Annotated in this window: 20 protein-coding genes; 4 read left to right on the top strand and 16 right to left on the bottom strand. The window is 67.2% G+C overall.

What is annotated here, in order from left to right; genetic code table 11:
• Positions 1 to 41: 41 nt before the first annotated feature.
• From ABOD76_RS21740 to ABOD76_RS21720, 5 genes are all read right to left on the bottom strand, one after another.
• Positions 42 to 710: a hypothetical protein gene (locus ABOD76_RS21740; RefSeq protein WP_350245455.1), complete on the bottom strand. Its 669-nt coding sequence runs from the start codon at positions 708 to 710 to the stop codon at positions 42 to 44.
• 447 nt (positions 711 to 1157) lie between these two features.
• Positions 1158 to 4298 (bottom strand): DNA polymerase III subunit alpha, encoded by a 3141-nt coding sequence (gene dnaE / locus ABOD76_RS21735; protein WP_350245454.1) that lies wholly within the window; start codon positions 4296 to 4298, stop codon positions 1158 to 1160.
• A 3-nt stretch (positions 4299 to 4301) separates the two neighbouring features.
• Positions 4302 to 4550 (bottom strand): DUF6504 family protein, encoded by a 249-nt coding sequence (locus ABOD76_RS21730; protein WP_350245453.1) that lies wholly within the window; start codon positions 4548 to 4550, stop codon positions 4302 to 4304.
• Positions 4550 to 5776, bottom strand: coding sequence for a Y-family DNA polymerase (locus ABOD76_RS21725; protein WP_350245452.1), 1227 nt, complete (start codon positions 5774 to 5776; stop codon positions 4550 to 4552). Before ABOD76_RS21725 ends, ABOD76_RS21730 begins: the two co-directional genes overlap by 1 nt.
• Positions 5776 to 6429 carry a LexA family protein gene (locus tag ABOD76_RS21720; protein WP_350245451.1) on the bottom strand — a complete coding sequence of 218 codons (654 nt, stop codon included), beginning with the start codon at positions 6427 to 6429 and terminating at the stop codon, positions 5776 to 5778. Before ABOD76_RS21720 ends, ABOD76_RS21725 begins: the two co-directional genes overlap by 1 nt.
• A gap of 988 nt (positions 6430 to 7417) precedes the next feature.
• Here ABOD76_RS21720 and ABOD76_RS21715 point away from each other — a divergent pair.
• Positions 7418 to 7588 (top strand): hypothetical protein, encoded by a 171-nt coding sequence (locus tag ABOD76_RS21715; RefSeq protein ID WP_350245450.1) that lies wholly within the window; start codon positions 7418 to 7420, stop codon positions 7586 to 7588.
• A 1156-nt stretch (positions 7589 to 8744) separates the two neighbouring features.
• Here the strand turns inward: ABOD76_RS21715 and ABOD76_RS21710 are convergent.
• Positions 8745 to 8909, bottom strand: a complete 165-nt coding sequence (locus ABOD76_RS21710) for a hypothetical protein (protein WP_350245449.1) — start codon at positions 8907 to 8909, stop codon at positions 8745 to 8747.
• Positions 8910 to 9306: 397 nt separating this feature from the next.
• On the opposite strand from ABOD76_RS21710, the gene ABOD76_RS21705 reads away from it, so the two are divergent.
• Positions 9307 to 11064: a hypothetical protein gene (locus ABOD76_RS21705; protein WP_350245448.1), complete on the top strand. Its 1758-nt coding sequence runs from the start codon at positions 9307 to 9309 to the stop codon at positions 11062 to 11064.
• Between the two features lie 200 nt (positions 11065 to 11264).
• Here ABOD76_RS21705 and ABOD76_RS21700 read toward each other — a convergent pair whose 3' ends face one another.
• The 3 genes from ABOD76_RS21700 to ABOD76_RS21690 form a co-directional block, all read right to left on the bottom strand.
• The gene (locus tag ABOD76_RS21700; protein WP_350245447.1) at positions 11265 to 11876 is read right to left on the bottom strand and encodes an NADPH-dependent FMN reductase; all 612 of its coding nucleotides are present in this window, start codon (positions 11874 to 11876) and stop codon (positions 11265 to 11267) included.
• A 161-nt stretch (positions 11877 to 12037) separates the two neighbouring features.
• The gene (locus tag ABOD76_RS21695; protein ID WP_350245446.1) at positions 12038 to 13090 is read right to left on the bottom strand and encodes an Atu2307/SP_0267 family LLM class monooxygenase; all 1053 of its coding nucleotides are present in this window, start codon (positions 13088 to 13090) and stop codon (positions 12038 to 12040) included.
• A 55-nt stretch (positions 13091 to 13145) separates the two neighbouring features.
• Entirely contained in the window at positions 13146 to 13688 is a 543-nt protein-coding gene (locus tag ABOD76_RS21690; protein ID WP_350245445.1) for a MarR family winged helix-turn-helix transcriptional regulator, read from the bottom strand.
• A gap of 218 nt (positions 13689 to 13906) precedes the next feature.
• Here ABOD76_RS21690 and ABOD76_RS21685 point away from each other — a divergent pair, with 218 nt between their 5' ends.
• Together ABOD76_RS21685 and ABOD76_RS21680 are read left to right on the top strand one after the other, a co-directional pair.
• Complete coding sequence (locus ABOD76_RS21685) at positions 13907 to 15961, top strand: hypothetical protein (protein ID WP_350245444.1); 2055 nt, start codon at positions 13907 to 13909, stop codon at positions 15959 to 15961.
• Positions 15962 to 16369: 408 nt separating this feature from the next.
• A complete protein-coding gene (locus tag ABOD76_RS21680; RefSeq protein WP_350245443.1) occupies positions 16370 to 17164 on the top strand; it encodes an AraC family transcriptional regulator in 795 nt (264 codons plus the stop codon).
• A 99-nt stretch (positions 17165 to 17263) separates the two neighbouring features.
• Here the strand turns inward: ABOD76_RS21680 and ABOD76_RS21675 are convergent, their stop codons facing one another.
• The 7 genes from ABOD76_RS21675 to ABOD76_RS21645 all read right to left on the bottom strand — a co-directional run bounded on the left by ABOD76_RS21675 (position 17264) and on the right by ABOD76_RS21645 (position 23863).
• Positions 17264 to 18001 (bottom strand): phytanoyl-CoA dioxygenase family protein, encoded by a 738-nt coding sequence (locus ABOD76_RS21675; protein WP_350245442.1) that lies wholly within the window; start codon positions 17999 to 18001, stop codon positions 17264 to 17266.
• 246 nt (positions 18002 to 18247) lie between these two features.
• Complete coding sequence (locus tag ABOD76_RS21670) at positions 18248 to 19114, bottom strand: patatin-like phospholipase family protein (RefSeq protein WP_350245441.1); 867 nt, start codon at positions 19112 to 19114, stop codon at positions 18248 to 18250.
• 51 nt (positions 19115 to 19165) lie between these two features.
• Complete coding sequence (locus tag ABOD76_RS21665; RefSeq protein WP_350245440.1) at positions 19166 to 19876, bottom strand: ABC transporter ATP-binding protein; 711 nt, start codon at positions 19874 to 19876, stop codon at positions 19166 to 19168.
• A gap of 75 nt (positions 19877 to 19951) precedes the next feature.
• On the bottom strand, positions 19952 to 20722 hold the full coding sequence (locus ABOD76_RS21660; RefSeq protein ID WP_350245439.1) for an ABC transporter ATP-binding protein: 771 nt from the start codon (positions 20720 to 20722) through the stop codon (positions 19952 to 19954).
• Positions 20719 to 21648, bottom strand: coding sequence for a branched-chain amino acid ABC transporter permease (locus ABOD76_RS21655; protein WP_350245438.1), 930 nt, complete (start codon positions 21646 to 21648; stop codon positions 20719 to 20721). The genes ABOD76_RS21660 and ABOD76_RS21655 overlap by 4 nt, the downstream gene beginning before the upstream one ends.
• Before the next feature lie 3 nt (positions 21649 to 21651).
• Positions 21652 to 22620: a branched-chain amino acid ABC transporter permease gene (locus ABOD76_RS21650; RefSeq protein ID WP_350245437.1), complete on the bottom strand. Its 969-nt coding sequence runs from the start codon at positions 22618 to 22620 to the stop codon at positions 21652 to 21654.
• 85 nt (positions 22621 to 22705) lie between these two features.
• On the bottom strand, positions 22706 to 23863 hold the full coding sequence (locus ABOD76_RS21645; protein ID WP_350245436.1) for an ABC transporter substrate-binding protein: 1158 nt from the start codon (positions 23861 to 23863) through the stop codon (positions 22706 to 22708).
• Positions 23864 to 23946: the final 83 nt, after the last annotated feature.

Here is a 23946-nt window from a genome sequence, read left to right as displayed (position 1 = left end):
CACCCAACATCCGTCCTGTGTGTGAGGTGTCGCCACGGCGGTCAGCGCAGGACCCGTTGCGCCGCCGGAGAGACCGGATGGGCCGCGCCCCCATGCGGCCAGAACGTCACGGGCGGTCCCTCGCCGGTCCCGAACAGCAGCACGCCGCTCAGGCGGACCCGCAACCGTTCAAACGTGCGTGCCCGCTCCAGTGGAACGCCGAGCAGCGGGTCGCCCTGTGCGGTGCGGGCGAGCAAGCGCATAGCGTCCGGAGCCAGGGCGCTGGCGGGCGTGTCCATGGGGAGCACCGCCGCCAGCACGCCCGCAGCCCCCGCCGGCAGCTGCCCGACCTTGTCCGCAAGCACCCGCGCCAGCTTGTAGACCGGGTCCTGAGGTCCAGCACGCAGCCGGGCAACCTCGACGTACACGAGGCTCTTGTTCGGCAGCACCAGGGCGAAGTCGGGCCCTCGCCCTCCACCGGATTTGAGCGGCTCGTAGATCAGGCTCGCGCCGCCGGACCGCAGCAGCCAGGCCGCGACCTGCAGTTCCGCCTGCAGGTCGGCCTGCTGTTCGGAGTTGGCTGCCTCCCGCACCTTCTTGCGCAGCTTTGATGCGTGCGCCCCGGCAAAACTCAGGAACGGGCGGGATGTGCACCACTCCCGCAGAGAAGTGGCCAGCGGGTGCTCGGTGCTTCCACACAGGTCCTGCACGAGCCGCTCAGCTGTGGTCATGGCAGGCACCGGAGAGCGGACGGTCGAAGCTCTGAACCCTGGCTGTAGGAGGTCCGGCCGACCTGAGGGGCTAGGTGGCCGGCGCGCAGGTTGAGCAGCTTCGCCTGACTTTGCATACCGAAACCTTAACCGGTAGGAGGCCGTGTCGCTCTCCCGCAAGGAGGCATTCATGCGAGCGGCATTGGCATGCTGGTCACCCTTCAGGCGTCATGGCGAGGCGGACGGTGATGAACAGACTGCTCACCTGTGAATGGGCATCCGCGGCAGCGGCAGTCTGCCCGAGTGCGGCTCCACTTCGTGGCAGGTGTCCTCGATCTACTTGTATGGCGGGTGGCGGAGACACGCTGGCTGGTGGTGCGACGCCTACTGCCAGTCGCGACTATCTGACTGGGATTGTATAATTCCAGTCAGATAGCAACAACAATGCTTTTCTCCCATGCGCACTGCTCACGGAGAGGGCCGCTTCCTTCTCTCTTCACGCGGCAGGGCCACCCTGATGTCTGCCAACTGGTCGGCTCGCAGGGTCACCGCTCGGCCCTGCCGCGTGACCTGTCCGTACACCAAGAGCATGGACGCGTCCCGGAGCAGCTGACGGTGCGCTTCCCACAGGTCCGGGCTGATGATCACCTGCACCCGCTCCGGTCCATCCTGCAGCACGTAAAACGCGAAGCCACGTGCGGTCGGTGGTCGCTGCCGCGCCACGATGGTGCCGGCCGTCCACACCTGATCCCCGTGTCGCAGCCGGGCGAGCGGTGTGCAGCCCAGGGCCCTGAGGTGTAACCGGTGCGGGTCCAGCACGTCTCCGACACCCGCAGTCAGTCCGGTAGTCTGCACATCAAGCTGCAGCAGTTCGTCGGTGGTCAGCGCAGTCAGGTCTGGGGCCGCCGTTTCTGGTCCCAGCAGGGCCCGTTGCCCCGCTGGACGGGCCTGGGCCAGGGTGCCGAGCAGGTACACGGCCTTGCGCCGGGGATGGTCGCCGTACACGCCCGCCTGCGCGATCTGCATGTGCTGCGCGGACGTGAGTGGCAGCCGGTCGTAGGCGTTCTGGATGCTGGTGTACGGGCCCCCTAGCTCGCGTTCTCGCACGATCCGCCGGGCCGCCGCCTCACCCAGCCCCTGAATGGCCCCCAGCCCGATTCGGACAGTATGCAGGTTCTCCGCCACGTATCCGACTTCAGAGCGGTTGAGGTGGACGGGGGCGAGCTTGACGCCCCAGCGTCTCGCTTCCTGCGCGATGGTCTGCGCCGGCCACATGCCTGGGGCCTCGGTCAGCACGGCCGCCAGATATGGAGCCGGGAAATGGTGCCTCAGGTAGGCTGAGGCGTAGCTGTGTTGCGCGAACGCCCAGGCATGTGATTCGGCAAACCCGTAGCCCCGGAACGTGCTGCACCAGGAGAAGACCTCACTCGCTTCCTCGGGCGACGCGTGACAGCGTGCTGCGGCGCCCGTCACGAACTGCCGCTTCAACGCCTCCAGTTCGTCCTCGTCCTCCACGGAACTCACCTGCTTGCGGAAGCGGTCGGCCTCGGTCCAGTTCATCCCGGCGTAGTGGACGGCGAGCCGCAGGACCTGCTCCTGGAACAGCAGCACGCCCAGAGACGGCTGCAGAATGCTCTGCAGCGGCTCCCGGAGCACCGGCACCGGCTCCTCGCCCAGCCGCCGGCGCACATAGGGATGCACCGTGCCGCTCTGAATCGGGCCGGGCCGCACCAGCGCGATCTGGTGGGCCAGGTCCGTCATGTTCTCCGGGCGCAGGCGGGCGGTCATGACGGTCTGGGCCGGGCTCTCAATCTGGAACAGCGCCATGGTGTCGCCCAGCCGGAGCCGCCGCCACACCTGAGGGTCGTCCGGCAGGTTGCCGAAGTCCAGCCAGCTGCCGGTCAGCCGGGTCACGTCCTCGCGGGCACGCTCCAGCACCCCCAGCATCCGCAGCCCCAGCAGGTCCAGTTTGATCAGCCCCAGGTGTTCGACGTCGTTCTTGTCGAACAGCAGCATCCGGATGCCGCCGCTGCTGCGCTGCAGCGGACCATAGTGCGTCAGTGAATGGGCCGACAGAATCGTGCCCCCGGAGTGCGGCGCGTGATGCCGGAAGAAGGCCCGGTCGAACAGCGACAGCAGCCGCATCAACTGGCGTTTCACCGGCGCCGACCCCAACACCTCAGCAAAGACGGCGTCTGCTTCGCTGGCCCGGTGCGGTCTCAGGTGGCGGTAGTCGCGCCCCAGGGCCCGGCTGAGCCGGTCACGCACCTCCGGCGGCACCCCCAGCGCTCGCCCGATGTCCTGCACGGCGCTGGGCAGACGGTAGGTGATACGGTTGGCCACCATCGCCTCCCCGGTGCCGTCCGCGCCCCAGCGCTCTTCGACCCAGGCGAGCACCTGATCGCGCCGGCTGCTGGCGATGTCGATGTCCACGTCCGGCATGCTGTGCCGCCCGGTGTGCAGGAAGCGTTCGAACAGCAGGTTGTGCCGGACCGGGTCCGAGAGGGTGATGCCCAGGACGTAGCACAGCACCGACCCCGCGGCGCTGCCCCGCCCGGCCGCGAGGATGCCGTGGTCCTGGCAGTAATCGGTGATCTCGGCGGCCGACAGGAAGAACCCTTCCAGCTGCAGGTCCTCGACCGTAGCCAGCTCGGTCTCCAGGCGCGCCCTGGCCGGTTCCCGCTCCTGGGGTCGGTACATCACGTTCAGCCCCGCCTCGGCCCGGCGGCGCAGGTAGGTCCGGGCGTCCAGCCCGTCTGGAAGGGCGGGTGGGGGAGGAGTCAGGCGGTCCGGGCGCAGGTCCAGGTGGCAGCGCTCCGCGAGCTTCTGGGCGTTCAGCAGCGCGTCGCCGTACGGAATCAGCCGGCCCCACTCCTCGGGACTTCTGAGGTGCATGGCGTCGTTCCTGGGCCGGTCGGGGTGCGGCGTCATCACATCGATGCCCAGGCGGGCGCAGCTCAGCGCGTCCAACAGCGGGTATTCCTCGGGGCTGGCCAGCCGGACTTCCGGGGCGGCCACGCACGGCAGGCCGTGGTCCCGCGCGACCGCCCGCAGGAACCCGAGGGTCCGCCGCATGCCGGGGTACAGGTCGTGGTACAGCTGGACATACAGGCGCCCTGGAAAGGCCGCCTTGAACCTGCCGAGCAGGTCATCCAGCTCAGTGAGTCGTCGTGCTTCGCCCAGCACCGTCGGGAAGCCCTTCCGTGCGCCGGTCAGCAGTACCAGACCCGAGGTGTCGCTCAGGAGTTCGCTGAGGGGCAACCCCGGCTGATCTTTTGCTTTCAGCTGGGTGAGCAGGACGTTCAGTCGGGCGTAGCCGGCCCGGTTGTGCGCCAGCAGGACCACCGGGAACACGTCCGCGCGGTCCCGACCCCGCGGCACCAGGAGTGGCAGGGTCGTGCCACTCAGCGTCTTGAGCCCCGCCTCTCGCCCTTGCTGGCACAGGTCTACCGCCCCGCCCACCGACGCGTCGTCCGTCAGCGCCAGACCGGTGAAGCCCCGCGCGCTCGCCAGCTGCACCAGCCGCGTGGGGCTGACGGTGCTGGCCCCTTCGCTGAAGAAGCTGTGGGCGTCCAGCAGGGCGGTGAGGCGCGTTGGGGGCGGGGTCACGGCTCAGTCCTGGATTCGGGCCAGCCACCACCGGCTGGATGGGGGATCCTCGCGGTGCAGCTCCGCCAGCACCTGGGCCGTCTCGACGAGGTAGCAGTCGCGGGGTGGCTCGTCCAGCCACCAGCGCCCACCGGTCCGCCAGTCGTCCAGCTGCTGACGCACCACCTGCAGGCGGCCCTGATAGCGGAAGCGCACGGGGCGCCCACTGCGGTCCACGGTGACGTCGTCCAGTGGGATCTGCGTGTCGCGCATCAGTCCCCCGCCTCGGAGTAGCGCCCAGAGACAGGAAGGGCGGTCGGCTCGCCCTGCACATTCGGCGTGGGGGTCAGTGGGCGCAGCTGCGCTTCCCCGGTGAGCCAGTCGACCCAGTGGTACTGCTGGTCGGCGGTCAGGGCGTGCGGGTTGCCCCACTGCACGCGCACGAAGGCGGCCGGGTAGCGGTCCAGCACCTCGCGGATCACGTCCAGTTCCTGCAAACCCGCCCAGAGGCCCACCTGCCGGCTGGGCTGAACGAAGCCGCTCAGCTGCACGGTGAGGCGGTCGATGCCCAAGACGAGGGCATCCGCGTCGCCCACGGCCAGCCCCGCGACCCGGCACAGGCCCCGCTCGTCAAGTGGCCACTTCGGCTTGCGGCTGGCCGTGAGGCGGCCGCCGGGCGTATCGGCGTGCACCGTGAGGTAGGCGGCGGTGCGGCCGCGCAGGTGCCGGTACACGGCCGGCATCAGGTCCTGCAGGGCGGCCTGCAGCTGGCCGGGTTCGTGCAGCGGCAGGTCGAAGGTCAACGTCTCCTTGATCACCTCGCCGGGCGTCCAGCGCTGGATGGTCGTTCGCCGCTCGCCTTTCAGGAACGAGGACAGGCGTCGCCCCAGGGCGCTGCCGAGGAAGGCGCTGCGCTGGGCGGCGCTCCACTTCAGCAGGTCGCCCAGGCACGCCAGGCCCAGGAAGGCCAGCTGCTGAAGCTGCTCGTCGGTGAGGCCCAGCACGTGCAGGTGGGCGAGGGGGGTGATCGGCAGCAGGGCGTGTTCCACGTCCGGGGTGATCTCCCGCACCTGACCAGGCTGTGCGCGGAGGGCGGCCAGCTGAGCGACCTCCTGGCTAGCGGCAAGACCGACCGGGGCGTTCAGGCTGGCGGCCAGTTCCTGTGCCTGACGGAGCGTGCAGGTCAGGAAGACGGTGCCGGGAAGGGGCCCCTCGATGCGGTCGCTAAAGCGGCTGTACAGCAGGTCCAGCAGTTCCCGCCACGCGGTGGCCAGCCGGGGACCGGCGGCCACTTCTGCGTGCAGGTCGGGGCAGCGGGACACGGCAGCCGCGTAGCGGAGCCCCGGGCGAACCCCAGCCCCGAGGGCCAGGTGATTGACCTGCAGGACCCGGTGGGTGGTCTCGCTGAGCACCGCCACCGGCAGTCCAGGGTGTTCGCGAGACACGACACTCAGTGCCCACGATGCGAGGTGCACGCAGGCGATCAGGGGGCCGGGCATCAGCTGTTCCGGACCGGTTCGGCCGGGCGGGCGGCGCGGGGGCGGGGCAGGCCGATCACGCCGAGCATGCGGCCCTGCACCTGCACGTCGCTGGCCGGGTAGACCATGCGGGGGTAGGTGGGGTTTTCGCTCAGCAGGATCACTTCGTCGCCCAGCCGGTACAGCCGCTTAAGGGTCGCGCTGTTCTCTCCAGGGATCGAGACCACCGCGACGTCACCGTCGAGCACTTCCGGGGTGGGTCGGACCAGCACGTAATCGCCGTCCAGCACGCCGATGCCGGTCATGCTGTCGCCGCGGACGGTGAGCAGGTAGTCGCCGTCCCGGTGACCGAGCAGGTCCTCGAGGTGCCGCACCGCCCGGTCTGGGACCTGCTCGGCGTGTCCGGGCGGACCCGCGGCGATGTGCCCGTAGACGGGGATGCCGCTCTGAATGGCGGCCCGGCCCTCGTCGGTGAGACACAGGTCGCCGTGTCGGCCGGTGGTTGGCGTCAGCAGACCAAGCCCGCGCAGCGCTTTGACCTGCACGTGGACGCGGGCGCGGTTGACGTTCAGGGCGCTGGCCAGGTCGCCGAGGGTAACGCCGCACTGCTGCTGCTGCAGGCGGTGCAGGGCGGTCAGCAGCTCCAGCCGCCGGGGCGTCAAGCTGGGCGGCATGTCAACCGACCTTGGAGAGGAAAAAAGGAGAGCGACAGGACATAACTGAACCTCCTGAACGTATCTCACCATACCCGTAGACAAACGTCTATAGGTATGGTGATCAAAGATCGATTGATCAAGAGGCAGTAAGGCAGTTCGATGGTCCCTGACTGCGCCAGCACAGTACATGCTGTGAGATAGGGGCGGAAGCGGGCAACTTCAGAGCCTCTGCTTCAGCTGGCTAGGTCTGACGGATTCAGAGCGTGAAGATGAGTGCACCAGGACAGATGGATATCCAGGAGTCCGATAGCCTCGGAGCGTTTTCATGATTTTGCAGCTCTGCATAGCCTAAGCGAAGTGCTAAATGCGGAAAGGACGGCAAGTCCAACGCGTCCGATGCTTGCGGGAAAACCCCTCGCTGCTCTGCTCGAGCAAGAGCTAATTCCAGGACTGTAGCTGCTTATTTTGCCCCATCCTTTACCCTTCAGGTTCGTTTGGAGGGACCTTGCTGGCCTTCCTGTGAGACAGCTTTGATCGCCTCTGAAATATTTCCGTACTACGTGTGGACGTTATACCTTCAAATTTAGATTTGAGCTCAAGAACCACAACGGGTTTTCACTAATTGATCTTGGTTTGAATCCAGCCTTCCGATCGGACAACAGAAGACCCGCCATCGTCCGAGGCCCCGGGCCGCTGCTGCTGCCGAAGTGCCCCTGCTGCTGCTGCCGCCCGGTCAAAACGTCCTCACAGGATCATGGGGAAGCGGCCTCCCAGAAACAGCCCGCACTTGCCCCTCGCTCGGGCGTCCGGTCGTCGTGAAACCAGCTGAAAACCCTCGCGCATCTCCCGGTTTTCGGACGTCAGGTCACGGTGTTCCCGGCGTGAAGACCGGTGGAAGTCTCATTGACAGGACGTGCGGTGACTCGGGAACCGCCGTGGATCAGCTGCGTGATGGGGACGTACCAGGGTCTGAGCACCGCTGATTTCTTCAAGGAGACACACGGAAATGCTGAATCACCTGGTTCATCCAACCGGCAAGCGCGCGCAGGCGGGCCAGGTCGGTGGTGAGCGTGGTGCTGTACCGCTGATCCACGTGCTCGACCAGCCTGAGGAGGTTGCCGATGATGGCGCGCTGCCCTCCGGTGATCTGGGGTGGGGTTGCTGCCTGCCAATTTAGGTGTGGTTAGATAGGAGGGATTGTAGAATCTTAACAACGATACACCTGTACGGATGACGCTGGTTATGGATTGGGTGACGGCATGGCGGAGGGGAGGGTGGTCGGCCCCTCTGTGTTGCTGTAGTGGGTTCACCATGCTTCAGCGCGAGCAGAAGCATGAGAGAGGAAAAAGGAGAGAGCACAGCGCGCGGTTCTGTGGTGAGCAGCATCTTCCAGCTCGTGAAAATGTTCGCAGCTTACTATCGCGACGACAAAACGAATGCCATTGCGACAAGGTAGACGAGCACCCCCTCCGCGACGCATCCCATGATCAAGCGCACTCCACCCGCCAAAAACGAGGCGCTCCGAACACGAAACCGGATGTTCAGTCCTGCCAGTAGAACAGGAGATCCAGAACCATCAGCGGCTCACAGTCACCGAAGAAATAGACGTTGAGGCCCTCGAAGGTGACCTACAGGAAATCGCCATCCAGCCAGGTCCAGCCGGTCTCAGCGAGGGCCTGGCGTATACCGCGCTGCTGCTCTTCAGGCAATCGGTCATCTCCGGCCCAACCATGCATCCCCGCGAAGCGTCCCAGGGTGCTGAGGGCCACCTGGAGCTCGCCGGCGTATCCCACGACGTACGCTGGTGTCGCGCTTCAATCAAATCTGGCCGCAGGGCTCCAGCGGTCCGATCGGTTCGGTGACAGTGCCGGAATGGGCGACGCCGGCTGCCGTGTTCTTCAGGGCGTGGGGAAGTAGACACAAGAACGATCCATACGGCGGACCATCCTGTACCCCTCGGAACGTGCCCGAGGCCCCTTCCTGACCTTCCTGTGAGGGAGGCATGTTGGAGTGCGTCCTGGACGGTGTTTTTTCGTGCGTGGGGTGCAGGGGGGACTGGAAGAAGGGCACTTTCGCCTCCCGCTTCCTTTTTCGCACTAATCAGACTTAGTGCAAAATATAGCGAATCCGCCGGCCTGAGCCCAAAATGCGTTTTCTGTCGGAGACAAAGTGCAGTGTACTCGAGTGGTAACCCTCTCAAACTGTCAAGAGCGGTGGCAGGATGTGGGGAGTCACGGAAGGTTCCTTAAGCCAGATGCAAGTGGATAAAATCACCTTGACTGGCCGGTCTCAACGGTAGGTTAAAAATGAAAATTTCACGAATTAAGAGAAACCTACGACACATAGATCTTCGACGCTTCCTGCTTGTCCCTCTTCTGCTTAAGCCCTAGCACATGCAGAGTAAAAGCTGAACCAAGCAAAACAGACGCAATCAACACTTCAATAAAGCCATCGCCCATAAACACGAGGTATAAAGGCCAAGGAATCAGCTGTTTCATAGATTATTCAATCCAGTGTGACGCACATAAAGCCTCGGACCAATGGCTGCCATGTCATTGGCAGGTCACGGACTCTCACCTCATCGGCGTCGTTGGTGGGTACCGTTGAACGAACGTGCCCATGCTGGAGGACAGGATGAATTCAATGCGGCGTGCTTGGCGGTTTTGGTTCATGTGGTGCCTGGTGCTTGCGTGGCTGTCTGCAACAGCCCTTGCACAGTCTACGCCCACCCTGGGGAACCTCACGTACCGTGTGCCGGCAGGCTGGACAGCGCAACTCCAGAAAGGCGTCCTGGCCTTCACACCCCGTGACCTGCCCGCTGGCCAGACCGCCTTCATTCTGCTGTCCCCTGACGCGCCACTCACAGGGGACCTGCGTCCCTGGTTCGAGGCGCGCGTGGCAGGCCTGCACCAGAACGTGCAGGTGCTGAACACCACGCCCATCGAGACGAATACGGCGCAGGATGGCGAGACGGTCTTGTCACAGGCCGCCGTGATCATGGGTCAATCGGGCGAGCCACAGTACCGCTTCTACGTGGCGGGCACCTTCGGGCAGGGACAGACGCGCCGGGCAGTGCTGCTGCTCTATCAGGCGTCCAGCCTCGCCCTCGTGGAGAAATACCAGGCAGGCCTGAACGCCCTCGCAGACTCGGTGGACGTGGCGAAGGGTGCGGCAACGGCAAAACCTTCCACCACGCCGAATGCCTCAACCGCGACCACGCAGGCGAAACCGGCACCCCAGCCCACGCCGGGCCCCGCCACCCTACCCGCCATCAAAACGCTCAACGCCGCCGAGTTCGTCAAGGCGGGGGGTCACCCCGAGGACGCCTTGATCCCCGGTGAGTTCCATTGCTACGAGGAGCGGCAGGGCGACGATGTGGCGCGGCCCCACCTCATCGTGCAAATCCTGAACGGCACGGCGTACCGCACGGCCGCGGGCGGTGGCACCTTCGCGGTGCGCAAGGACGGCAGTCTGCGCAAGATTGGCTGGCAGGGCGGTCCGCTCGGCGGGTCCGACGAGGGCTACCTGAGTTTCGGCGATGAGGGGCAGGACTTCAGCCTGCGAAACGTCGGGGCACAGGAGCGCGATTACGTGTGTTATCAGGCGGGCGCGCGCGAGAACCTCGCGAAACTTGAATTCGGGCTCAAAACCCCCAAGGTCGGCCAGTACCCCTGTGTCGCCTCCGACGGGAAGGGCACCAGCGCCGGCACGCTGGAATTTCTCACCGGCGGACGGTACCGGGTGGGCGGCGGTGAGGGCCGTTACACCGTGGACGTGCTGAGCGACCAGGACGAGGACTGGAGCGACGTGGACTTCACCGGCGGCCCCTGGGACGGTCAGAGCGCCACCTATCAGGAGAGTGAGGACGGCCAGCGGCGCGTCGATGCCCGGAAGGTGGACTGCACGACGGTGGTGAAACCCACACCTCTCCCCCGCTACGGCACGGCGAAGGCGCCCGCACCACCCAAGGGATCGGGGGGCCTCTCGGGCGCCTACGCCAGCTGGCAGATGGACGTGGGCGGGTACTGCGGCGGCCTGTGCTGGGACTTCTACATCTTCGACAAGAGCGGGTACGTGTACACCCGCGAGCCGGACACCGGGCTGGGGGACGCCGACTGCACGCGCACGAAGCTCAACGGCCTGCCGCTGTGCGAGGTCTACAGTCTTCAGGGCGGTCAGCTCAGGATCGGCGCGGGAAAGCCCAGGCCGCTAAGGAAGACAACGGACGGGCGGTATGACCTGGGCGGCACCACCCTGATTCCCATCCGCAGTGTCGCTGGATTGAAGCTGAACGGCGCGTACCGCAGCTTCTCCGGCTCGGTCGGGATGGGCGGCATGACCAGCAGCTATTCCGAGGCCTTCCTGCGCTTCTCGCCGGACGGCCGCTTCACGAGAGATTCGTCCGGCGGGTTCAGCTCGACCTTCACCGACACTGGCACCTCGAGCGGCACCACGACCGGCGGGGTGACCGCCCAGAGCAGCCGCAGCAGCAGCGGCACCTACCGCTTTGTGGGCAACACGCTGGAACTGAAGTATGCAGATGGCCGGGTGGTGCGCTCCTTTGCGTTCCTGGCCGACACCGACGGCCAGAAGATGAGCACCGGCTTCGTCCGCATCGGCGGGCGCGATTACACGCTGCAGGACAAAAAATGAGCGTCCCGCTCCGGGAAGGAGCGGGACGTCCTGACACGCCTATGCAGCTGATGGCCTGAAACCCGTCACTCTTCCGGTCGTGTGGATTGGAAGGTCTTGCCAAGCCCCACAGTGCCGCGCCCCTCCCCGGGCCCAAACGCAGCACAACACGCCGTGCTCCAGCAATGCAGCTCTTCCATCGGAGGCGGCTGACCTCAAGTTCAGGAGGAGGACACCTGAATTTCCTGGGGCGGGGTCGTCATCTCTCGCGCTGTCCTGAGGGCATTTGCCCACCACGCCAGCTCCTCGAACAGGGCCGTGACCCCCGGCTCCAGGTACGTCAGCTCCTCCAGGCTTTTGCCCTGCTGCCACACTCCGATGAAGTCACCGCCCTGGATGTGCACGGCGGTGCGCAACGGTGCCATCTGCAATTCCACCGCGATCCCCCGCAGGTGTTCAATGGCCCGGGCCGCGCCCACAGATCCGTAGCCGACAAAAGACACCGGCTTCTTGTTCCATTCCGGATACGCGTAATCCAGGGCGTTCTTAAGGGCAGCCGTGGGCGCGTGGTTGTACTCGGCCGTGATGATCACGAAGCCGTCGAACTCGGCAAGCGTGCGCTGCCAGCGCTGCCCGACCTCGTTCTGTGTGGGCGCCCAGGCGTTGGACGCCACCTCGTTGAAGAACGGCAGGGGAAAGTCGCGCAGGTCCAGCACCTCGAAGTCAAGATCGGTCCTGGCCGAAGCGCGTTTCATGAACCACTCGGTGGGCTTGTCGGCGAAGCGGGTGTCGCGGGTGCTGCCGATAATGACGGCGATTCTGGGGTTCGTCATGGTGCTCTCCTTGGTCGTGGGTGGGCGGGCAAACGGTGGCGGCGCGGAAGGGCGTTCAGAACAGAGGCAGGCATCGCCGAACCGGGTGGCGATGAGCCCCAGGAATGGAGGTCCAGTCGAGATTATGGGCTGAGAGTACGGGACCGTGGGGTCCAGTATGGTTAACGAACAGCTTCCGGATGCGGTGCCGTCTGACGCACCAGCGGAGCCACTTCGCTGCCGAGCAGTTCGATCGACCGCAACATCCGGTCGTGCGGCATCAGCACATTGGTCATCTGGAAGGTCAGGCGGTTCACGCCCCCTAGCGCCTCCCTCACGTAATGCACCTTGTCGGTTACCGCCGCCACGTCGCCGATGAGGTAGGGCCCACCCGGTCCGCACGCGGCATCGAAAGCTGAGCGGCTGGGGGGCGCCCAGCCGCGCTCGCGGCCGATGGTGGTCAGCAGGCGCGCGTACCCGGGGTAGAAGTCATCGGCGGCCCCCCGTGCCGTCTCCCCCACGAAGCCGAAGGCGTGTACACCGACCCGCAACGTTTCCGAGCGGTGCCCAGCCCGGTGGCCCGCCTCGCGGTACAGCTCCACTAAGGGCCGGAATCGCCGGAAGTCCCCGCCGATGATCGCCACCATCAGCGGCAGGCCCAGCGTCCCCGCACGCACGAAGGACTCGGGCGTGCCGCCCACGCCCAGCCAGATCGGCAGCGGGTTCTGAAGCGGCCGGGGGTACACCCCCTGTCCGGTCAGCGGCGCGCGAAAGCGGCCGGACCAGTGGACGTGGGTCTGTTCCCGCAGGGCGAGCAGCAGGCCCAGTTTCTCCTCGAACAGCGCGTCGTAGTTGCCGAGGTCATAGCCGAACAGCGGAAAGGCCTCAATGGAGGAGCCGCGCCCCGCCACGATCTCGGCCCGCCCTCCCGAGAGCAGGTCGAGGGTGGCGAACTGCTGGAACACGCGCACCGGATCGTCGGCGCTGAGTACCGTGACTGCGCTCGTCAGGCGGATGCGCCGGGTCCGGGCCGCCGCCGCTGCGAGAATCAGGGCGGGCGCCGCGTCCAGGTATTCCTGCCGGTGATGCTCCCCCACCCCGAAGGAATCCAGACCCACCTCGTCAGCGAGCGTGATCTCTTCGAGCAGGTGAGCGAGCCGGGTGTCCGCGCCGAGGGTGACCCCGGTGGCCGGGTCCGAGACCACGGCGGCGAAACTGTCGATGCCAAGTTGCATGGAGACTCCTGATGAGGGCTTCGGGGGGCGGCGCAGGCAAGGAAACTGGCTGGGGTCAGCCGCGCGGTGCGGGGTCATCCTGGTGAGCAAGCTGGCCGGAAGGTGGTGGGCCGCTTGAGGAAGGGGCGGGGTCCAGCTGCGGATCCGCCCGGTGCGCACGGTCGAGCTTGTGCAGCAGACGCAGCAACTCCGCCTGCTCCTCCGCCGTCAGCACGCTGAAGCGCTCGGCCACCCAGTCCTCGTGCTGCGGCACCACCTGATCGAAGAGGGCGCGGCCTCGCGCGGTCAGGAACAGGCGCTTGGACCGGCCGTCCACACGGCGCTCCACCAGGCCCCGGTGTTCGAGGGTCTGAATCAGCTGACTGACGTTGCCCTCCGTCACCCGGAGCTGGGCACCGAGCTGATGCTGGGGCAGGCCGGGGTGGGCGCCGATCTGTGCGATCACATCGAACTGGGCGCCCGTGAGGTCGAAGGTCCGGAACAGCGGCCGTGCGTCGTTCGTGGTCCGCTGAACGACCAGGGCGAGTCGCAGCCAGCTGAGGATGGCAGGACGCCGGAAGCTCTGCTCGCGCCGCCTGTCGTGTCCCTCGTCTGACATGCCGAGACTTTAGGCCTAAACCTTTGGGCTGTCAAGACCGGGGTTGATCATGATTGCCGGCCGAAATCAGCAGATCTGCCTGGAGAAGCGGCATGCCCGACAACCGCAGAGGCTGCCTGTGCGGTGCCACCCCTGGAACAAGGCGCGCCTTGCCCCTCGTGCTCAGGCACGCCCCTGATGCCATCCCGCAGCCATGCCCAGCTGAATACGGTACGGGCATGAAGCGAAGGCTCCTGCTGGTTCTGGCGCTTACCTCCACCGCGCTCGCCGCCCCGGTCCCGTCCCGCGCCTGGAGTGACGCCCGTTCCCTGCCGCCCGAGGCGAGCTACGTCGCGGTCCTGCCGAGCTTCGCCGCCTGCGAGCCCAGCGGCTTCGACACGTCGAAGGTGTCGCCCGATGCGTTGCAGGCCTACCGGGGCATGGAAGCGCTCGTCGCGTCCATGAAGGCCGACGATCCGAACCGCGCCACAATGGAACACACGCTCGCACAGATGCGCGCGAACTACGCGAACGCCGCTCCCCTGGCCACGCCGGAGGTTCCCACATCGCTGGCTGAGGCGCTCAAGCACGCGCAGGGCTGGCTGGAGCAGCATGAGGCGGCGGGGTGGAACGCCTTCCAGAGCAGCCGCGACGCGGGGAATGCCGGGAACGCGTCCCGGGCCGCACTCGCCGCCGCGATGCTTGGCAAGCCGAACGCGGCGCTTGCCGCGCTCCTGACCGCCCAGCGCCTGGAGCCGAACAATCCCCAGCACCTCGTCAATCTCAGCGGCGTGCTCGAAACGCTCGGGATGCCGGGCGAGGCCCTGGTCGTGCTGGAGGCGGCCGGGAAGCTCGGCAAGGGCGGCCCCGGCGCGCTCGGCTGGTCGTCCACAGCGACGCTGAACGCCAACCGTGGCCTGGCCCTCTCTGACCTGCGCCGCTGGAAGGAAGCGGAGACTGCCCTGACCGCTGCCACAACTGCCGAGCCGCGGCTGGCCGAGGCCCGTCTGGGGCTGGCGCGCGTGCTGACCTGTGAGGGGAAGCCGGCCCAGGCCGCGACCGTTGCCCGCGCGGGGCTGCGCCGCACCCCGCCCCCGAAGACGCCGACCGGTCCGGCGGGCGAGGTGGCCCCATCGTCCGGCACGCCGGGCGCAACCGCCAGCCGCCCGGCCGCCGAGTCGCACCTGCCGGCCGCCTTCACGTTCGACCTCACCCACGGGCAGGACGTCTCGCTGCCGAACCTCCGGCTGCCCCGCTCGGGTGCCGATGCGGCGGCCCTCGCCGACCCGTACCGGAAGCTGGCGGCCGACCTCGCACAGCGCCTCGTCGCCATCACGCAGCGGCAGAGCGATGTGGAGGCGCGGCTGCGTGCCCGGCCGCCGGCCTCCCCACTGGTGCAGGAGCGGCGGGCGGCGATCTGGCGGGCCGTGCTCTCTGTGGACGACGAACCGGAGGTCCGGACGCTGCTCAGCGCGTGGCAGCAGTCCGACCTCGCCGTCACGCAGGTGGACATGGACTTCTTCCACTGTGAAGGCGGCTGCATCCTGGATCAGTTGAAGGGCAACCTCTCGGCGTGTGCGGCGGCGCTCGCCACCCAGAACGACCGCTGGCGTGAGGCGATGCACGGCAACGCGCCGAACCTCGGGGCCCTGATGAAGGCCCGGTACCGGCTGGTCAGCGCGCTCGCCGCGAACTACAGTGACGGCCTGTGGCACGAGCGGGCCTCGCTGCAGGCGGAAGCGGCCGCCGTGAGCAGCTGGCTGGGGTATGTGGAGCTTGCGGCGGCGTGGGCGCGCGACGTGCAGACGGTGCAGTCGTTCTGCGTGGACGGCGGGGTATCCGGCACGGCGGAGCAGGTCGCCGGCGACCTGACGCTGAAGCGCGCCGATCCGTGCAAGGCGGTCTTCGACGGCCTGAGCCTCGCCTACAGCGTCAGCGTCCTGAGCTTCGAAATCTCGTGCGACACGCTGACCCTGAGTGCCACCTCGCCCGGCTGGATCGGCGCCTTCGGGCAGATCTCCGAGAAGTTCGGGCGCCAGGAATACACCGTGACAGTGGGCATTCAGGAGGGCGTGAGCGTGCCGGGCACCACCACCGGGGTGAGTTCCCAGCAGGGCACCTACGTCACCTGGGGTCAGCACGGCCTGGTGGACGCGGGGGTCTCCATCACGACCAGCGTGAAGATAGGCGTCACGAAAGGCTCGATCAGCGGCTCGAAAGATGCGCTGAGCGACATGTCGGGGGCCCTCAGCGGCCAGTGGAGCTTTATCGCCAGCCCAGGAGGGCCGAAGTGAGAGCCCCGGGTGGGTGAGCGGAATCAGCCACCCAGGACAGGGGCCAGGACTGAAGCGCCAGCAGCGCGGCGAACGTCTGCAACATTGCCAAGAATGTGCACCCGGACGCCAGAACGTGACGGGGAGGGCGCATCCCGCAGGGCCACATTTCCGGGAATGATGCTGCCAGTCAAAAGCACAGATGGAAAAGTTAAAATGCCACCTTGCTGCCGAAAACCGGGCAAATGCTCAAAAGCAATCTCCCCTGCGCTGGCCGCGTTGATCCTGACCACGCGCGGCCCCTTTGCAAAGTCGCTGGCCGGTCGAGCGCTCCCACTCACTGAGCGCAGGTGCCGCTGTCCTAGAGTGGAGCGGTCACCGTCACGCGCTCTTCGGCTCCATCACCCACCGCCACCCTTGAGGAACCGCATGCTCTCCACGCCGCTTCACGTCTCCATTCCGCTGCACCTGCGGCCCGAAGCGGTCTTCATCGGCGTGGGGATTCACGGGCCGAACAGAACAGAACGCCACCAGCTGCTCGGGAACTGGGCGCTGCACATCTACCGGTATCACGGCACCGTCACCGTTCAGCAGCACGACCTGCCGATCAGGCCCGGACATGTCAGCCTCATCCCGCCGGGGGTGGAAACCGTCTATACCTTCCCGCACCGCTCAGAACACCTCTGCGCCCATTTTCACTTCGCTCAGACCACCGAGTTGGCACCGGCCGTCACGGTGCCCGCCATGCAGGACCTGGGCCAGGATTTCGTAGCGGTCAACCGGGCCCTAGAGGACGCGTCCAGGGCCTTTTCCATGAATCCCACCCGCGCCGACGTGCGGTTGTGGGACGTGCTGTGGCAGATCGCGGACCGCACGCCGCTCGGAACGGTTGAGGTGCACGCCCACCCCCCGTGCGTTGTGCGGGCGCGCGCGATCATCGAACTGCACCTCAACGAGCCGCTGACGGTCCGTGACCTCGCGGCGGCCGTACACGTGTCGCACAATCACCTGACCCGGCAGTTTCGCGCCTCGCTCGGCATGACCGTGGTCGCCTATATCCGAAAGCGGCGGGTCGAACGCGCCCGGCACCTGCTGCACAACACCACGCTGCCAATCCGGATTATCGCCGAGCAGGTCGGCATTCCGGATGCCCGGCTGTTCAGCCGCGTCATCCGCACGTCGCTGGGGCACGCGCCCACCGAAATCCGCCGGCGTCCACCCTGAGCAGCGTTGCGCTTCCGTTCAGCCGCTCCCAGTCATGGGAGACCTCAGAGCGGGTCGCCCACCCCTCCCTGGGACCACCCTGCCGTTCCCCGCCGGGGTTCAGTGAATGCCGGCGAGCATCATGCCCTGTCCGCGGGACGGGTGCGTGTCGACGGTCGGCCGGTCGTCCGCGCTGCGCATCTGAATCAGCAGCGTTGTGCGCGCTTCGTTGCTGACGTTCACTCCCGAGCCGTGAATCGTCAGGTATGAAAAGAACACCGCGTCGCCCGCCCTGGCCGGCACCGCCACCGCCGATTCCAGCGGATACTCGTCGGTGGAGAGGTGCCAGCCGCCCGTCTCGATGTGCTCCAGAGGCCCCTGGTGGTGTGATCCGGGCACCACCCGCAGGCAGCCCTTCTCCTCGGGCGCGTCATCGAAATGCAGGATGACCGCCATCATGCTGTGCTTCTCGTGCGGGAAGAACGGGTGGTCCTGGTGCAGGGGGAACGGCGAGCCTTTCTCCGGCGGCTTGATGAACATCTTGTTGTGGTGCAGTTCCACGTTCGGGCCGATCAGGTCCGCGGCGGCGCCCCCGATACGGGGGTCGGCGAGCAGCCGGGTGAAGGCGGCGGCGTGGAACTGCACGTCATGGCAGTGCAGCAGCTGGGTTTTGACCATGGTGACCTGCTGGGCGCTGCCCCAGGTCGCTTCGATGCTGCGCTGTGCCTGCAGCCGCGTGGCCAGCGCATGGCATTCCTCCCGCAGGGCCCTGGCCTCTTCCGGGCTCAGGAAACCCTGGACATGCAGATAGCCCTGCTCATGGTATGCCGCGGTCTGTTCCGGTGTCAGTGTCGCCATGAATCCCTCCATGTGGTGCGTGTCGCGGTCCACCCCTGTCTGGCGCAGATCGAGATGCCTGCACTGTAGGTGCTCAGGCGCAGGCCCGAAACCATCAAAAGCACCCACTCAGGTGGACAAAATCACCTGACGAGGCAGGATGCACCGGTGCTGCGGACCCAGTGACGGTGGGCCCGGCATGGAGACCCGTGACCGCGCACCTCACTGCGGCTGCACCTGGAGGCCCACGTCACCGGCGCACAGGCGTCAGCGCCAGAATTCAGTGAGCGGTCCGGCCAGGGCGTGTCCCTGGCGGTACCCCGCCTGGGCGACCGGCACCCGCAGCGACAGGTCCATGGCCTGGGCGCCGAACAAGTGCTCGTCCTGGGGGTCCGGGACGATGGGTTCCACGCGGCTGCCGCCCGCGCGCAGGTCCTCAACCTGCGTGGCGAGGTGCAGGCCCCACTCCAGCGGGTGCCGCGACCGGCCACCGAAGGGGGACAGCACCAGCACCCGCGCGTATCCTGCAGCCAGATCGGCGTTCTCGTTGCGCCGGTACCCACCGTCGATGTAGCGGTGGCCCCCGATGGGGTACGGCAGGCCGCTGGACGTGCTGGCGGCCACCGCGTCCGCGAGGTCCACGCCGCTGTGACGGTCGAACACGACCGGTTCACCGGTGCGGGCGTTCACCGCCGTGATCAGCAGGGGCCTTGCCGGCCAGTGCGCGCTGGGCAGCCGGGCGGCGACGATGGCGCGCCAGCGCGGTGCCCAGGAGCCGTCCGCCGCGGCCTCCAGGTCGAGCGCCGCCGCGCCCATCCGGCGGCGCATGTCGGGCGCATCCTCGGCGGCGGCGATGATCCGGCCGGTTCGCTCGAGCTGTTCGATCACCGGCCGGTTCGGGACACGGCCCCCAGCGGTGACCGGACCCGGCGCAGCCAGGATGGACGCCAGCAGCGACGGCGGCTCGTCCGCGCCGCTGAGCTGAACCGCCACTGTCGCCCCGGCGGACGTTCCGATGATCAGATCGGCCTGTCGGACGTCCAGCCCAGCGTCATACAGGCCGGCGGTCACCCCGATCGACCAGGCCTGGCCGGACGACCCGCCTCCCCCCAGCACCAGCGCCCGCTCGTTCACCGCACGATTCTACGCGGCCACACCGGGCACGGGCAGAGCCTCACCGGTTCTTCAGCCGCCCAGGTAGGCGTGCAGCACCCGCTCGTCGCTGACCATCTGCTGGGACGGCCCGCTGAACGTGACCTGCCCGGCCTCCATCACGTAGGTGCGGTGGCTGTTCTGCATCGCGAGTTTGGCGTTCTGTTCCACCAGCAGCATGGTCACGCCCTGGGCGTTGAGTTCCCGGATGATGCCGAAGATCTCCAGCACGATGATCGGGGCCAGGCCCAGGCTCGGTTCGTCCAGCAGCAGCAGGCGGGGGCGGCTCATCAGGGCGCGGGCGATGGCGAGCATCTGCTGTTCCCCGCCGGAGAGGGTGCCGGCCATCTGGTGCCGCCGCTCCCGCAGCCGGGGGAAGCGGGCGTACTGCTGCTCGATGTCGCTGCGAATCTCCGCCGCGTTGCGCCGGGTGTACGCGCCAAGTTCCAGGTTGTCCTGCACGCTCTGGCGGGCCAGCACCTGCCGCCCTTCCGGACTCTGCGCGACGCCCAGGCGCACCGCCTCGTCGGGCGGCAGGCGGCTCAGCTCGCGCCCGGCAAAGCGGATGCTGCCCTCACGGGCGCGCAGCATGCGCGACACGGCCCGCAGCGTGCTGGTCTTGCCCGCTCCGTTCGCCCCGATCAGGGTCACGATTTCGCCCTCCTCGACGCTCAGCGAGAGGCCGCGCACCGCCTGGATGGCCCCGTAGTTGACGCTCAGGTTTTCAATGTCCAGCAGAGCCATACGCGTGAATCTCCTTCAGAGAGGGGATGGGAAGAAGGCGCTCTCCCCTGTTCGACCGGCAGCGGGTGGAGGCCTTCATCCGCCCAGGTAGGCCTCAATCACCTTCGGGTCCTTCTGCACGCTGGCCGGGTCGCCCACCGCGATCAGCTCACCGAAGTTCAGCACGGCCACCCGGTCGCAGAGGTTCATCACCAGCGGCACGTGATGCTCGATCACCATCACCGTCAGGTCAAATTCGTCGCGCACCCGCCGGATAAAGCCGGTCAGCTCACCCTTCTCGCTGGTGTTCATGCCGGCGGCGGGCTCGTCGAGCAGCAGCACCCGGGGTTGCAGGGCCAGGGCGCGGGCGATTTCCAGCCGCCGCTGATCGCCGTAGCTGAAGTTGCCCGCCTCTTCCCCGGCGCGATCGGTGAGGCCGACCAGGTCGAGCAGCGCCCAGGCCCGTTCCTCGACGTTGCGTTCCTCGGCCCGGTCCCGGCCGGTCAGCCCGCGCAGCAGGCCGGCCTGGGTGCGCGCGTGCTGAGCGATCTTGACGTTCTCCAGGGCGCTCAGGATCCGGAACAGCCGGATGTTCTGGAAGGTGCGCCCGATGCCCAGGGCCGCCACCCGGTGCGGCGCGAACCCAGTGATGTCCTGGCCCGCGTAGCTGAGCCGCCCGGAGGACGGCGGCGTCAGGCCGGTCATCAGGTTGAACAGGGTGGTCTTGCCGGCCCCGTTCGGCCCGATCAGCCCGAAGATCTCGCCGCGCCGCACCTCGAACGACACGTTGTTGACCGCCACCAGCCCACCGAAGCGGCGGGTCAGGCCGCTGGCGCTCAGCACCGCTTCCTGTTCCACAGCCGTCATGGCGTGTCTCCCAGGGGGGCCGGGCCGGTGGCGGGCCGTTTCGGTGGGGCCTTGCGCCGCAGCCGGAGCAGCGCCCCCACGATGCCCTGCGGCAGGTACAGGCTCGCCACCACCAGCACCAACCCGTTGATGACCAGCCGCCAGTCGGCCAGCCCGCGCAGCAGTTCCGGCAGGCTGGCGAGCAGCGCGCCGCCCAGCAGCGGGCCCCACATGCTGCGGCTGCCGCCGATCAGGGTGTAGGCCAGGAAGGCAATCGAGGCGTCGAAGGTGCCCTGGCGGGCGTTCCAGGTGTTCAGGAACGGCGCGCTCATGGCCCCCACCACCCCGGCCAGCACCGCGCCGATCACGAAGGCCATCACCTTGTAGCGGGTGGGCGGGATGCCCATCGCGTCGGCGGCCAGCTCGTCCTCACGGATGGCGCGGAAGGCGCGGCCCACCCGGGAGCCCTGCAACTTGTGCGCGAACAGCAGCACCACGATCACGGTGGGCAGAAAAATCCAGATGTACTGCCAGCGGTCACCGAACCCGAACGCCTGCGGAATGCCGAACAGCCCGATGGCCCCGCCGGTGATGCTGAGGTTGAGGCTGAGCACCTGCAGGATCTGCACGAAGGCGATGGTGGCGAGCGCGAGGTAGATGCCGCGCAGCCGCAGCGCCGGCACCCCGACGATCAGGCCCAGCAGTGCCGAGGCGAGCGCTGCGAGCAGCCAGGTGACCGGAAAGACCCAGTTGCCCAGCGCGTCTCGCCAGCCGGCGAACTGCGGCTGCGTCAGGATGATGGCCGCGATGTAGCCGCCCAGTGCATAGAAGCCCGGCGAGGCGAGGCTCAGCTGCCCGGCCATCAGCGGGAAGTACAGGCTCAGGCCCAGCAGGCCCTGCTGGAGCATCGTCACGATCAGGAAGCCGTAGGTCTGCAGGAAGTCCATGCCCTAGACCTTCTGGACCTGCGCGCGGCCCAGCAGACCCTGGGGGCGCAACAGCAGAATGACGAACAGCAGCGCGAAGGCCACCGCTTCCTTGTAGGCGCTGTATTCGGCCGGCACGAACGCCTCGAACAGGCCGATCACCAGCCCGCCCACCACCGCGCCGGGAATGCTGCCCAGGCCGCCGAGCACGATCACGGCCAGCCCCTTGAGGCCGTAGGCCACCCCGAAGTACGGCCCGGCCACGCTGAAGGCCGTGCTCACCAGCGTGCCAGCGAGGCCACCCAGAAAGCCCGACAGGAAGAAGGTGATGACGATGAAGCGGCTGACGCTGATGCCGAGCAGCGACGCGGTGCCGGGATTCTCGGCCACCGCCCGCAGCGCCTTGCCGACGCGGGTGCGCCCGATCACGTACCCGAGCACCAGCAGCAGCAGCATGCTGACCGCAAAGATGATGACCTGCACGGTGCGCACCACGACCAGCTTGCCGCCCACATGCAAGATGATGGCCGGCTTGAGGTCGCCGTAGATGTCACCGGGGAAGCTGTAGCTCTCGGCGCCCACCAGAATCTGGATCAGGTTGACGATCACTAGGGCCACCCCCAGGCTGCTGACCAGGGCGAGCAGCGGGTCGGCGCCGCGTGACCGCATCGGCCGGAAGGCCAGCCGCTCGATCACCACGGCGATCAGCCCTGAAAGCACCGCCCCGATCAATGCCGCCGCCGCGAAGGCCCAGGCGCTGCCGTGAAACGGTGAGCCGACGGGAAACAGGTTCAGGCCCTTGATCAGCCCGTTGTTCTCGAACTGCCCGACCACCAGCGTGTAGGTGAAATACGCGCCGAGCGTGAACACCGCCCCGTGCGCGAAGTTGATGATGCCGAGAATCGAGAAGACCAGCGTGTAGCCGAGCGCAAAGATGGCATACACGCTGCCGATGGCCAGCCCGTTGATGAGGTTCTGCAGCAGGTCCGTCATAGTCCTCCGAAGGGACGAGGCGCTTCAAGAAAGGTGGCCTGTTCCCCGCGACGCCTGGGCCGGGGAGCAGGCCACCGGCCGCTCTTTACTTCAGGAAGACGAAGCTGCCGGTCTTGGCGTCCTTCATCTTGATCTGCGCCACGTAGAAGTCCTGCTGCTGCAGCTCGCCCTCCTTGTCAAAGGAGATGGCGCCCAGCGGGGTGTTGTACTTGCCAGCCAGAATCTGGGTGTTGAGCGCCACGCGCAGGTCCGCGAGCTCCCACTCGCCGAGCTTCTTCTTGCGGTCGATGACGCGCAGGGCGTCCACCACCACCTGCACGCCGGTGAAGGCCTGGGCGGCGAACTGCGGCGGGGCCTTCTTGTACTGGGCGGTGTAGTCCTTGACGAACAGCTGGTTGTTGGCGCTCGGCTGGGCCGGGCTGTACGCCTGCGCGATGATGATGCCGTCGCAGTACTGCTGGCAGACCGGGAACATGTTGCTGGTGTTCAGGCCGTTGCCGCCGATGATGCTGCCCTTGTAGCCGAGCTGCCGCAGCTGCTTGACAAGGTTGCCGCCGTCGTTGGCGAGGCCCGAGACGATCACCAGGTCGACGCCCGCGTTCAGCACGGCCGTCACCTGGGTGGTGAAGTCGCTGTCGGTGGTCAGGAACTTCTGCACGGTCGCCACGGTCAGGCCCTGGTCCTTGGCGGTCTGCTGGAAGGTGGTGGTCTCCGAGGTCGAGAAGGCGTCGTTCTGGGCGTACAGCACGGCTACCTTCTTGATCTTGGGGTCGAGCTTCAGCGCCTGCTTGACGGCGTTGGGCGCCACCACCGAGACCGGCGCCGAGACGCGGGCCACGAAGTTGCCGATCTGCGGAATGCCCTTGGCGGTGTTGCTGGGGCCGACCACCGGGACCTTGGCGCGGTCGGCGATCGGGTCGGCGCTGAAGGCCTGCTGGGAGAGGGTCGGCCCGACGATACCCACCACCTTGTCCTTGGTGATCAGGTTCTGGAAGGCGTTGATGGCCCCGGCCTCGTCACCGCCGGTGTCCTGGAACACCAGCTTGATCGGCGTGCCGTTGATGCCGCCGCGCGCATTGATGTACTTCTCGGCGAAGCGGGCCCCGATCACCTGCTCCTGGCCCAGCAGCGCCGTGTTGCTGGTCTGCGCGACCGCGATGCCAATAGGGATGGGGGTGGCCACCTTCTCCGCGAGGGTGACGCTCAACAGACCGAGGGCGAGAACGGCAGTCAGGTGACGCATGGGACTCCTTAGGTAAAGACAGCACGGGAGGCGAGCCCAACAGACACCACAGAGCGCCGCTGGGAGCGGAAAGAACACTGGAT

It is taken from the genome of Deinococcus sonorensis KR-87 (assembly GCF_040256395.1).
In the GTDB taxonomy this organism is placed as follows: domain Bacteria; phylum Deinococcota; class Deinococci; order Deinococcales; family Deinococcaceae; genus Deinococcus; species Deinococcus sonorensis.
This window is presented reverse-complemented; position numbering and strand designations above follow the sequence as displayed.